At 70.9% G+C, this 12,180-nt stretch carries 9 protein-coding genes; 4 read left to right on the plus strand and 5 right to left on the minus strand.

The features are described from left to right. Positions 1-124: 124 nt before the first annotated feature. The 3 genes from obgE to rplU form a co-directional block, all read right to left on the minus strand. On the minus strand, positions 125-1,564 hold the full coding sequence (obgE, locus tag ACWEFL_RS06800; RefSeq protein WP_451708425.1) for a GTPase ObgE: 1,440 nt from the start codon (positions 1,562-1,564) through the stop codon (positions 125-127). 300 nt (positions 1,565-1,864) lie between these two features. After that, complete coding sequence (gene rpmA / locus ACWEFL_RS06805) at positions 1,865-2,119, minus strand: 50S ribosomal protein L27 (RefSeq protein ID WP_451708427.1); 255 nt, start codon at positions 2,117-2,119, stop codon at positions 1,865-1,867. A gap of 14 nt (positions 2,120-2,133) precedes the next feature. Next, the gene (gene rplU, locus ACWEFL_RS06810; RefSeq protein ID WP_451708430.1) at positions 2,134-2,454 is read right to left on the minus strand and encodes a 50S ribosomal protein L21; all 321 of its coding nucleotides are present in this window, start codon (positions 2,452-2,454) and stop codon (positions 2,134-2,136) included. A gap of 423 nt (positions 2,455-2,877) precedes the next feature. Here rplU and ACWEFL_RS06815 point away from each other — a divergent pair, with 423 nt between their 5' ends. From ACWEFL_RS06815 to ACWEFL_RS06825, 3 genes are all read left to right on the plus strand, one after another. After that, a complete protein-coding gene (locus tag ACWEFL_RS06815) occupies positions 2,878-3,516 on the plus strand; it encodes an acyltransferase (protein WP_451708433.1) in 639 nt (212 codons plus the stop codon). 176 nt (positions 3,517-3,692) lie between these two features. Next, the gene (locus tag ACWEFL_RS06820) at positions 3,693-4,448 is read left to right on the plus strand and encodes a polyprenol monophosphomannose synthase (RefSeq protein ID WP_451708436.1); all 756 of its coding nucleotides are present in this window, start codon (positions 3,693-3,695) and stop codon (positions 4,446-4,448) included. Between the two features lie 110 nt (positions 4,449-4,558). Beyond that, positions 4,559-5,827 carry a glycosyltransferase family 39 protein gene (locus ACWEFL_RS06825; RefSeq protein ID WP_451708439.1) on the plus strand — a complete coding sequence of 423 codons (1,269 nt, stop codon included), beginning with the start codon at positions 4,559-4,561 and terminating at the stop codon, positions 5,825-5,827. A gap of 146 nt (positions 5,828-5,973) precedes the next feature. On the opposite strand, the gene ACWEFL_RS06830 is transcribed toward ACWEFL_RS06825, so the two are convergent. After that, positions 5,974-8,118, minus strand: a complete 2,145-nt coding sequence (locus ACWEFL_RS06830) for a glycosyltransferase (protein WP_451708441.1) — start codon at positions 8,116-8,118, stop codon at positions 5,974-5,976. After that, a complete protein-coding gene (locus ACWEFL_RS06835) occupies positions 8,115-9,434 on the minus strand; it encodes a glycosyltransferase (RefSeq protein WP_451708833.1) in 1,320 nt (439 codons plus the stop codon). The genes ACWEFL_RS06830 and ACWEFL_RS06835 overlap by 4 nt, the downstream gene beginning before the upstream one ends. 220 nt (positions 9,435-9,654) lie before the next feature. On the opposite strand from ACWEFL_RS06835, the gene ACWEFL_RS06840 reads away from it, so the two are divergent. Continuing rightward, positions 9,655-12,114 carry a glycosyl transferase family 1 gene (locus tag ACWEFL_RS06840; RefSeq protein ID WP_451708444.1) on the plus strand — a complete coding sequence of 820 codons (2,460 nt, stop codon included), beginning with the start codon at positions 9,655-9,657 and terminating at the stop codon, positions 12,112-12,114. Positions 12,115-12,180: the final 66 nt, after the last annotated feature.

The raw sequence follows: 12,180 nt of genomic DNA on the forward strand, positions 1-12,180 counted from the left end.
GCGGCCGTACCTCTAGGAAGGCAGTCGCACCCTCCGGGACGGCAGCCGCACCCCATGAGGCGTCGGGCGCGGAATGCGAGGCGCCCGACGCACCCGGAGGACCCGTCGGCAGCTCACCTCGGGCTCACTGGAAGGGGCCGAAATCGTCGTACGCGCGCTCGGCGTCGTCCCGCGCCGCTTCGCGGTCCCTGCGGCGCTGGGCCGCCGGGCGCGGGGCGTCGAGGCGGTGGTCCTCGCCGCGGCGGCCGAGCATCTCCGCGCCCGCCATCACGGTGGGCTCCCAGTCGAACACGACCGCGTTCTCCTCGGGCCCGATGGCGACGCCGTCTCCCGCGCGGGCACCGGCCTTCATCAGCTCGTCCTCGACGCCGAGGCGGCTGAGCCGGTCGGCGAGATAGCCGACGGCCTCGTCGTTGTTGAAGTCGGTCTGGCGCACCCAGCGCTCCGGCTTCTCGCCGCGTACGCGGAAGAGGCCGTCCTCCTCCACCCCGACCGTGAAGCCCGCGTCGTCGACCGCCTTCGGCCGGATGACGATCCGGGTCGCCTCCTCCTTCGGCTTGGCGGCGCGCGCCTCGGCGACGACCCCTGCGAGGGCGTACGACAGCTCCTTCAGCCCGGTCCGTGCGACGGCCGACGCCTCGAAGACGCGGTAGCCGCGGGCTTCGAGATCGGGGCGGATCATCTCCGCGAGGTCCTGTCCGTCCGGGATGTCGATCTTGTTGAGGACGACGATGCGCGGCCGGTCGTCGAGGCCGCCGTACTGCTTCAGCTCCTCCTCGATCACATCGAGATCGGAGACGGGGTCCCGGTCCGATTCGAGGGTCGCCGTGTCCAGTACGTGTACGAGGACGGAGCAGCGCTCCACATGGCGCAGGAACTCCAGGCCGAGGCCCTTGCCGCGGCTCGCGCCGGGGATCAGGCCGGGGACGTCCGCGATGGTGTACACGGTCGAGCCCGCGGTGACCACGCCCAGATTCGGCACGAGGGTGGTGAAGGGGTAGTCCGCGATCTTCGGCTTGGCGGCCGACAGCACGGAGATCAGCGAGGACTTGCCCGCCGACGGGTAGCCGACCAGCGCCACATCGGCGACGGTCTTCAGCTCCATCACCACATCGCGGGCCTCGCCCGGCTCGCCGAGGAGCGCGAAGCCGGGGGCCTTGCGGCGGGCGGAGGCCAGCGCCGCGTTGCCGAGGCCGCCGCGCCCTCCCTGGCCCGCCACGAAGGTGGTGCCGTGGCCGACGAGGTCGGCGAGGACATTGCCCTGGCGGTCGAGGACGACCGTGCCGTCCGGGACGGGCAGGACCAGGTCCTGGCCGTCCTTGCCGGAGCGGTTGTCGCCGGCGCCGGGCTGGCCGTTGGTGGCCTTGCGGTGCGGGCTGTGGTGATAGTCCAGCAGCGTGGTCACCGACTGGTCCACGACCAGGATGACATCGCCGCCGCGCCCGCCGTTGCCGCCGTCGGGGCCGCCGAGCGGCTTGAACTTCTCACGGTGCACGGAGGCGCAGCCGTGGCCTCCGTTACCCGCGGCGACGTGCAGCTCGACGCGGTCCACGAAGGTGGTCATGGGATGTGCCTCCAGAAACGTGCTGCCGGGTGGGGTGCCAGGTGTCCTTGAACGGGGTGTCCCAGGGCTTGTCCGCTGGTCCGCTGGTCTCGATGGTCCGCTGGTCCGGTGATCAGCTGATCCCGTGGACCGGGCGGAGCCGGTCCGGTGGATTCGGTCGGATCGGTCGGATCGGCCGGATCGGCCGGGCCGGACGCGCCCTGGACGTAACACGCGAAAGGCGGACCCTCTTCCCCTACGGAGATCCGTAGGGGAAGGGAGGTCCGCCCTCGCGACGAGCTACCGCTCCAGGCGCCTGGGTCAGGCGACGGGAACGATGTTCACGACCTTGCGGCCACGGTGCCGGCCGAACTCGACCGCACCGGCGTTCAGCGCGAACAGCGTGTCGTCGCTGCCGCGCCCGACGCCCGTGCCGGGGTGGAAGTGCGTGCCACGCTGGCGGACCAGGATCTCACCGGCGTTGACGACCTGACCGCCGAAGCGCTTCACGCCGAGCCGCTGAGCGTTGGAGTCGCGACCGTTCCGGGTGGACGATGCGCCCTTCTTGTGTGCCATCTCTCCTCAGTCCCTTACTTCGCAGCCGTGGGAATGCCGATGACCTTGATCGCCGTGTACTGCTGGCGGTGGCCCTGGCGACGGCGGTAGCCGGTCTTGTTCTTGTAGCGAAGGATGTCGATCTTGGCGCCCTTGTGGTGGTCCACGATCTCGGCCTGCACCTTGATGCCGGCCAGGACCCACGGGTCGCTGGTCACGGCGTCGCCGTCGACAACGAGCAGGGTAGAGAGCTCTACCGTGTCGCCAACCTTGGCGGTGGGAATCTTGTCAACCTCAACGATGTCGCCGACAGCAACCTTGTGCTGGCGACCACCGCTGCGCACGATGGCGTACACGCGGAACTCTCTCTCGCTCGGAACGGAAACCCCTGATGCCAGCCGCCCGCACGGACCGGGGTCCGTGACTGTCCGGATGGGACGAGCGGCCTCTCCGAACGGAAGCCGGAGGGAGGTGCTCAGGAGCAGGCGTGCAAGCAGACACGCCGACGGTCAAGGTTACGGGGACGGGCCCAGAGGGGTCAAACCGGGTCCGCTTCCGGCCGCGCCCCCTCCGCTCCGGGTCGCCTGCCCGCGGCTCCGCCCCGCGGCGGCGGCGTACGTCCGCCCGCCCGGCGTTCCACGAGTACGCCCGCGCGTTCCGGGGCGTACGCCCGCGGCTTCCTCCCACGGCGTACGCCCGGCCCCGGTCACGGGACGTATGCTCGCCCGTCGAAACGCCGTACCCCCCGCTCGTACCGCTCCCGCCCGGAAGGCAGCACAGTGAACTACAGGGTCCAGCCCACCGCCCAGGTCGCCGACACCGCCGAGATCGGCGACGGCAGCAGCGTGTGGGAGCTCGCGCAGATCCGGGAGGACGCCCGCCTCGGCGAGGGCTGTGTGATCGGCCGCGGCGCGTACGTCGGCACGGGGGTGCGCATGGGCGACAACTGCAAGCTCCAGAACTACGCCCTGGTGTACGAGCCCGCCGAACTCGGGGACGGCGTCTTCATCGGCCCCGCCGTGGTCCTCACCAACGACCACAACCCCCGGTCCGTCGACCCCGACGGCAAGCAGAAGCGCGGCGGCGACTGGGAGGCCGTGGGCGTGAAGATCGCCGACGGGGCCTCCGTCGGCGCCCGCGCGGTCTGCGTCGCCCCGATCCGGATCGGCCGCTGGGCCATGGTCGCGGCCGGCGCCGTGGTCACCAAGGACGTGCCGGACTTCGCGCTGGTCGTGGGTGTGCCCGCGCGGCAGGTCGGCTGGGTCGGCCGGAGCGGTGTGAAGCTCGTCGGGCGGGAGGGCGAGCCGGGCGTCTTCGTATGCCCCAAGTCCGGTGCCCTGTACGAGGAGAAGGACGGCGTCCTCAGCGAGGTTCCCGGCGAGGCCCCGAGTGCGGTTGCCGACGGGCAGGCCCGCTGAGGGCGACCCGCGGCCGCGCATCCCGACGCCTGCCCCACGCTCCACCGGACCCGTCAATTCCGGTGAAGTCGCCGCCCCGGCAGGCGTGTTTCGGCGTCTCCCGGTGACGGTACCCTGGGCGGAATCGCGGCGTAGTCGACGGGGTGTCGGCGTTGTTGGAGCGACAAGGGGCAGATGTGAAGGACGGCGTACGGGGCGCCAGGAGACCTCTCGGCACTGTGCTGGTGATCATCCCGACCTACAACGAAGCCGAGAACGTCGGGCCGATCGTCGCGCGTGTCCGCTCCTCCGTCCCCGACGCGCACATCCTGATCGCCGACGACAACAGCCCCGACGGCACCGGCAAACTCGCCGACGAAATGGCGGATTCGGACCAGCACGTCCATGTGCTGCACCGCGAGGGGAAGGAAGGGCTCGGGGCCGCCTATCTGGCCGGGTTCCGCTGGGGCATCGACAACGGCTACGACGTCCTGGTCGAGATGGACGCCGACGGCTCCCACCGCCCCGAGGAACTGCCCCGGCTGCTGGAGGCCCTGTCCGGCGCCGATCTGGTGCTCGGCTCCCGCTGGGTGCCCGGCGGGAGCGTGGTCAACTGGCCGAAGTCCCGCGAGTTCCTGTCCCGTGGCGGCAGCCTCTACTCGCGCACCCTGCTCGGCGTACCGATACGCGATGTCACGGGCGGTTTCCGCGCCTTCCGTAAGGAGACCCTGGAGGGCATCGGCCTCGACCGCGTCGCGTCCCAGGGCTACTGCTTCCAGGTCGACCTGGCCTGGCGCACGGTCAAGGGCGGATTCCGGGTAGTCGAAGTGCCCATCACCTTCGTGGAACGCGAACGCGGCGACAGCAAGATGAGCCGTTCCATCGTCGTCGAGGCACTGTGGCGGGTCACGGTCTGGGGCATCGGCTCCCGGCTCGGCCGCCGTCACCGCTGACGCCACCGCCCTGACGCCCCGTCGGCCCGTCTCATGGCACCGGAGCCGACGGGGCGGGCGTCTTCCCGTCGGACCAGGTGCCGCCGCCCATGGAACGAGAAACAACGAGGATGCAGCGACTTCAGCGCACAACGGCGACGACCAGCGCCCAGACCCCGGCCCACCGGAGCGCCGACAGCGCGGACCGTACCGAGAGTGCCGACATCGCCCACGATGCCGACGACGGGAGTTCCCCGACCGGCGGCCTGAAGGGCGCGGCGCGCGGTCTGAAGGACGCGGCCCGCCGCGCCTGGCCCGCACTGGCGGGATACGCCCTGGTCAGGCTGGTGGGCCTGACGTTCATCATGCTCCGCTCCGACCAGCCGCTCCTCACGAGGCTGTCCACCCGGCACGACAGTTTCTGGTTCCTCAAGATCGCCGAGTCCGGGTACACGGAAACCTGCCCCTCGATTCAGGGCGAGATGTGCCGCTACGCCTTCTTCCCCCTCTATCCGGAGCTGATAAGAGGCGTCAGCGCGGTCTTCCCGGTGTCCCCGAGCATGGCCGGCTGGATCATCGCCCTGGTCTCGTCCCTGGTCGCGGCCTGGGGCATCTACGCCGTCGTCGAAGTGATCGCGGGCCGCAGGACGGCCATCGTCACCGCCGTTCTGTGGGGCATCGTCCCGCACGCCGTGGTGCAGTCCATGACCTACACCGAGTCCCTGTTCACGGCGCTCGCGGCCTGGGCTCTGTACGCCGTGCTCACCAAGCGCTGGCTCACCGCCACCGCCCTCGCCGTGTTCGCCGGACTGACCCGCCCGCCCGGCGCGGCGGTCGTGGCCGCCGTCGTCCTGTGCGCGCTCTGGGCCCTGCTGCGTCCGGGCCCGGACGGCGAACGGCCCGTCGGCCGGCTGCTGACGGCCGTCCTCGTCTCACCGCTCGGCTGGTTCGCCTGGTTCGGCTGGGTCGGCTACCGGGCCGGCCGCTGGGACGGCTACTTCCAGGTGCAGGACCGGTGGGGGTCGTCCTTCGACGGCGGAGTGTTCACCGCCCAGCGGATCTCCGAGGTGTTCAGCGAGCAGAGCGGAAGGCTGAGCTACCTGGTCATCGCGGGGACGATCCTCGCCGCCGCGACCCTGCTGGTCATCTGCGTACTCCAGCGCCAGCCCGCGCCGCTCCTGATCTACGGCGCCATAATCGTGCTGATGACGATCGGCGGCGAGGGGTACTTCCACTCCAAGGGTCGCTTCCTGGTCCCCGCGTTCGTGCTGCTCATCCCGCTCGCGAAGGTGCTGGCTCGATCACGCACGGCCGTGATCTGGACCCTCCTCACCGCTGCCACTCTGGTGTCCAGCCTCTACGGCAGCTACGTGCTGCTGGTCGCCAGCCACTCGCCCTGACGCCTCGGCGTCACCCGCCCCCGGCACGACAAGAACACCACAAGAACAGGTCCCGGCGTCGTCGCTGACGCCGGGACCTCTTCTCACAGCCTCGCCTTCATGGGCCCTGTTCCCATGACCCTGGCTTCACGGCCTCGTACGACCGCTCAGGCGCGCGGCCCACGCAGGATCAGCCGGTCGAACTCCTCGCTGATCACCGACCAGTCCCAGGTCGACAGCGAGTGCTTCGCCGCCGCGGCCGTCGCCGTCCGCCACGCGTCCTCGGAGGCGGTGTGGGCGCGGATGCGCTCGGCGGCCTCCTTCGGCGAGGAGACGACCCAGTCGTCCGGGAACAGCGTCCGCGCGCTGTTCTCCCTCCCGGCGAAGAAGGGCCAGTCGCGCACCACCGGCAGCGCTCCGCTGACCGCGCCCTCCACCAGACCGCAGTGGAAGCTCTCGCGCACCGAAGTGCTGAGGATGACCCCGACCGAGGTCAGCGCGCCCGGTACGTCCTCGGTACGGCCGACCAGTTCCACGGCGCCGGACGGGACCAGTTCGGCCAGGTCCTTCTGCAGCAGGTCGTCATAGGCGCGCGCCGCGGCGCTCGCCTTTCGGTCGAGGCCGTTGCCGATGACGACGAGCCGGTACCGCTCGTCGTGGGCGCGGAGCTCGCGCAGCACCTCCAAGGCCCAGCGCGGGTCCTTCGCGACGGCGCTGACGCCGACCAGGCCGAGGGTGAAGCGGGCCTCGGCGGACTCCTTCTCCCGCTGGTAGGGCTCCAGGGCCATGGCGTTGGCGATCACGTGCAGTCCGGGGGCGCCCTCGGCACGCAGGCGCGGCAGCGAGTCCACGGTCAGGTCACGCAGATGGGCTCCGACGAAGACCAGGTCGTCGATCCGGGAGTGATCCACCAGATGCGGCCAGAGGCTGAACGCCTCGTAGCTGTGCAGCCGTACGATGATCCTCGTGGATCCCGGGTCGATCTGGGTGACCATGCCGGCCACGTTGGTGCACCAGTCGATGAAGAGAGTGTCCGCCCAGTCCAGATGCGGGCGCAGCGCCTCTTCGACCTTCCTGCCGAACTCCGCCTGCCCGCCGAGCACGTGTTCCATCATCCGCTGGCCACCCCGCGCCAGTGCGCCGAGTGTCTCGTCCGCCTTGAAGTCCAGGAAGCGGATCTCCACGTCCGGGTGGTCGCCGTATCGTTCCAGGACGGGCTGGAGGAAGGTGGAGTTGGCGTACGTGGCGACCAGCAGCCGGAGCGGTCGGTCGACCGGTGCCGGGGCCGCCGGGACAGCGCGCCCTCGCGGCGTGGTGAGCGCGGCGAAGGCCGAGCTGGCGTAGAACGGCGCGAGATAGCCCGTCGGGTCGGCCGCGAGCGGCGACGACAGCGCGTCGAAATGGACGGCCCGGTGGAAGGCCAGGGTCAGGGCGCCGGACAGCGCCGCCGCGGCTCCCTTGGCATCGCCCTTCCGGTGTCGGGCGTCGGCCTGGGCCAGCGAGGTTCTGATGGCCTCGGCGCGGCCCTCCGGACCGTCGTGCCCCCTGGCCAGGTCGGCTCGGGCCGCTTCGGCGAACAGATCGGCCTGGATCGCCCGATCGGCGGTCAGCTTCGCCGCCGAGGTCAGCACGATGGAAGCGCCGGCCTTGCGGCCGCCCTTGCTCATGGAGTGGCTGACCCGGCGGGCCAGCTTGGCACGCAGCCCGTCGGGGAGCTTCGGCGCGCCCACGGCGGCGCGCCACACCCTGGCGCCGACGGAGGTCCGCATCACGGCGGGCGAGGAGGCCCGGCGCAGTGCCGCACCGGCGGCGTGCCTGCTCTTACGTCTGGTGGTGCGCGCCGCGTGCACGGGACTGGGCATCGAGTTGCGCGCGTCCTGGAGCCTGTAGTGCGCGGGACGCTCGCGGCGGTCAGACACGGCCTTGAGAGCGGGCGCGATACCGAAGACGGCGTGTGCCCTGCGGTTGCGCTGGGAGAACTGCCAGACGCTGTAGACGGCGGGCGCGTCGAGCGCCACGAGGACGTGCGCCTGACGGGCCCAGCGGCGGATCCGGGGGTCGCCCTCGGCGCTCGCCCAGATCCGGCGGGGCCCCGCCAGCTTGGCCACTCGTTTGGCGAAACTCTCACCGCGTGCCTCGGCCGCCTCCTGGAGCGAGAGGACGTCGACGAGCCCGATGCCGCCCTCGATCTCCGTGGCGTCGAACAGACCCACGAGCCGTACGGTCGCTCCCCCCGCGCCGAACTTCTCCAAGGACGCCTTGAGGACCTCGGGCTGCGGTGCCGCACCCGCGATCAGAAGTACGTGTGTCATGCCGGGAGGCCCTCCACCAGGTCCAGGTTCGAAGACGGGCGTCCCGATCCCACCAGTTCCCAGCGTCCCGATTCCACCAGTTCCCGCAGTCGCCGAACGGCCGGTTCCATCTGTGCGCCGCGGGCGTACCGGGCAGCGTGAAGGCGTGCCGCGGCCCGCTGTTCCTCCGTGGCCTCGACCGCGAGCCGTGCCCCGGCGGAGTAGGCGTCGGCGAGCTTCTCGGGGTCGAACCCGTACGCCCCGGTCCACAGCGGGTGGCCGGTCATCACCGTTGTCGCGTCGTGCTCGACCTCATGCGCCGACATCACCGGCAGACCAGTGGCGGCGTACTCGTACACCTTGCCAGAGGTCATGAACCTGCCGCCCATGATCATCAGCAGCAGGACGTCCCAGCCGCCGAAGATCTCCGGGACCTCCGCCTTGGGAGCGGGCCCGCCGAAGGAGACCTGTTCTCCGGCCGCCTGCGCCTGCCGGATCATCTCCATATGGGCATTGGCCTCCCGAGCGGCGCCCGAGCCGATCTGGCCGCGCACCTCCAGCCGGGAACGGGCCACCAGCGGATCGCGCTCCCGCGCCAGTTTCCAGCCGTCGAGCACGGCGCGCAGGATGCGCGGCGGCGAGGTGACCACACCGAGGTGGCCGAAGACCAGGCCCCGGTCCGGGTCGGGGCGGCGGATCGACGCCGGAACGGAGTCCTCGTCGTAGCCGTTGCGCACGACATGGACACGATCGGCCAGTGACGGGTGGCGTTCGCGGTACCAGTCCGCGATCGGATCGTTGACGAGCCACAGGGACAGCGCGTTGCTCAGAACCCGCTTCTCCCACTTTCCCGAGAAGGAGTCCTCGGTGAACGCCTCCTCGGCCCCCAGCACATCCACCGACCAGCCGTCGCGGAAGTCGATCGCGTACGGGACCTTGTCGGTCTCCCAAAGCTTCAGCGCGGCGGCCATGTTGACGTACGGGACGCATGTCGCGAGCACGAGGTCCGCGTGCTTGTCGTGGTGGATGCGCCGCACCGCCCGCTCCAGGTCGGCCTTCCAGCCGCCGTAGATCGGCTCGGGGAAGTCCTTCATCCCCTTCTTGCGGTACGCGGCGGCCCACTGCACGGGCCGGAGCGCCCGGTCCTCCGAGAACAGCCGTATGTCGGTTTCCAGGTCTTCGCGCACCAGTGGCAGCTTGACGATCCGCACCCGCGGATCGACGCGCTCGGAAAGAGTGTGGTCGAGGCCGAAGTCGCGTTCCCAGGACTCGTCGGCGATGGTCACGACAGTGACGTCCCAGCCCTGGGTGACGAACTGGTTTGCCGTCTCCCTCATCCGGTAGGCACAGCTCTTGGCGGCGGGAGGAAACCCGATGGCCAGGTAAATCACATGCTTGCGAGCAGCTGCAGGGGTAGACACTCCGAAACGCTAACATGACATGATGGCCCGCCTACCACGGCCGTGGTCACTTTGGCTCCCTGCCGCGCGGGTCCGCGGATAGGTATCGCAGCCCGCACCCTCCCGCCTCAAATCCTCTTCCCGCAGGAGAGTTCCGATGTCCCAGCGCGCGCCTTCCGTCCGCCTGGTCGTCCTGACCACGGACGGTGACGTCACCGACGCCACCCGCCCCGGTCGCACGGCCCTCGCCGCCGCCAGGGCCGGCTGGGACGTCACCTTGCTCACCTTCACCGCGGGGCAGAAGACCGCGGGACAGAAGCCGGAGCGAAGCGCTCTGGGGCCCGTCGCCGTCGTCCGGGTGCCGGTGGGTACGGCGCTGCGTACCCAGGCCGCCCTCACCCGGCGGGGGCACCGGCTGCGTCGCGTGTTCACTCAAGCGGGTTTTCCCGACCGTGCCGCGTTTGACCGTTCGCGCGCGGCCCACCAGGCGTGGATGCGCGCTGTCGCCGCTGCGGAGGACGGGCCCGGCGGCCCTCTCAGAGGCGTCGGCAGGGCGTTGATCCGAATACGGCGTTCCACGCACGGTTTCCGGGTCCGGATGTTCCGCTGGGAGGAGCGACGGGACAGGGCGTCCACGGATGCGCGGGGCGACTGGCGCACCGACTGGCCGGTCCTGCTGGACCAGGATCTGGCAATCGGTCCGGTGCTGGAGAAGCTGCGGCCCGCTGTCATCCATGTCGTGGGGGCGGGCCTGTTGGCCACCGCCTCGATCAGTGCCGCCCGGCTGAGGGCCGCGGGCGTACCCACCCGCTGGGTGTACGACGCCGTGCCCGCCGACGGGGGTTCCGGTGCGCTGGAACCGGCGGCCGCCGAGGCACTGGTACGGGAGTTCTCCGGACGCGCGGACGCGGTCACCGAGGCCGTTCCCGGGCTCGCGCCGGGTCTCGACCCGCTGCTCGTGCGGGAAGCCCCGATAGCGCCCGTCCCGGCCGACGGCCAGCCGCTGCCCGCGCTGCGTGATCTGTGCGGTCTACACGGTGCCGGACCTCTGTGGGTGTGGTCCGCCGACCATGGGCCGATGCTGTTCCCCATGGCGGTCGTCGACGCGCTCACCGAGCTGAGCGACCATCACCTCGCCGTGCTGGGCGACCGCGGCGACGCCTCCGTCAAGGAGTTGCTGCGGCTGGCGGAGGAGGCGGGCGTACGCGGACGCGTCCACCTGCCCGCGCCCCCGGGCTCCGAGCCGGAACGGCTCAGGGCCTACCTGGCCTCCGCCGACGTCGCCCTCGTGAGCCCGGTCACCGCTCCGCCGACCGCTCCGGAACTCGATCTGCTCACCGCTGTGTACGGACTGGCCGGGCTGCGGACGGTCACCGTCGGCGAACGGCCGCGCGATCTCGCCAAGTCCCTGGTGGAGACGATCGGCGCCGGCCCGGTCTCCGCGCACACCTGGGAGGAGAACGTGGCACCGCTCCTGGACCTCTTCGCGGAGCTGGCCGGGCGCCCCACCCTCGTACCGTCGCAGCCCACCGGAGAGGCCAGGCCCCGGCGGCCCCTGCCCACCTGGGCGCCGCTCACCCGCGACACCCCCGTCCGCCTCGGACTCGGCCCCGCCAACTACGCGGGACAGCTCGCGTCCTTCGCCCATGCCGTGTGCCGCTCCCGGCCCGACGTCTCGGCACAGGTGATGATGGCGACCTCCCCGGGCACCTTCAACTACCCGGCGGACGTCTACCTCGACTCGTCGAAGCTGGGACGCCTCACCATCCAGCTGGAGCAGGTGGAACGCGTCTTCCGCAACTCGACCCACTTCATCGCCGACGCGTTCCTGCCGCTGCTGGGCCGCCTCAACGGCAGCCATGTCGAGGGCGATCTGCCCGCGCTGCTGCGCACCAGCATCAAGGTGGCGCTGCTCGCCCACGGCAGCGAGGTACGCCACCCCGGGCGTCATATGGAACGGCACCCCGACTCCCTCTTCCACGACGCCCCCGAGGGTGTGGTGGAGCGGCTGACCGCGACCGCGGAACGGAACCGGGCCGTCGTCGAACGCTTCGGCCTGCCCACCTTCGTCACCACCCCCGACCTCCTGGTGGATCTGCCCACAGCGGTATGGGCCCCGCTGGTCGTCAACGTGGACGCCTTCGCCTGTGACCGTCCCGTCCTGGAACGCGCACGGCCCGTGGTGCTGCACGCCCCCTCCAAGCGCTGGACCAAGGGCACCGACCGGGCGCTGCCGCTGCTGAACGAGCTCCACGATCGCGGCGTGATCGAGTTCCAGCTGGCCGAGCAGGTCGACTGGACGGAGATGCGGGAGAGAGTACGCAACGCCGACATCGTCATCGACCAGTTCGCGATCGGCAGTTACGGCACCTTCGCCTGTGAGGGCATGGCCGCCGGCAAGCCCGTCATGGCCTATGTCGCGGAGGAGGTCCGCGAGCGCTGTGCCCCGGATCTGCCCATCGTCAACACGACTACGGCGACCCTCCGCGAGACCCTGCAGCGGCTGCTGGACGACCGTGCGGCGGCGGCGGAAGTCGGGGCGCGGTCGGCCGAGTTCGCCCGGAAGTACCACGACGGCACCAAGACGGCGGAGGTCCTGTCGGAGTTCCTGACCTAGGGCTTGCAGGGAAGAAGCCGAAGAGGCTGCCGCCGCCGGGGTACGGGATCCCGGTGGCGGCAGCCT

The sequence above is a fragment of the Streptomyces sp. NPDC004838 genome (genome assembly GCF_053600955.1).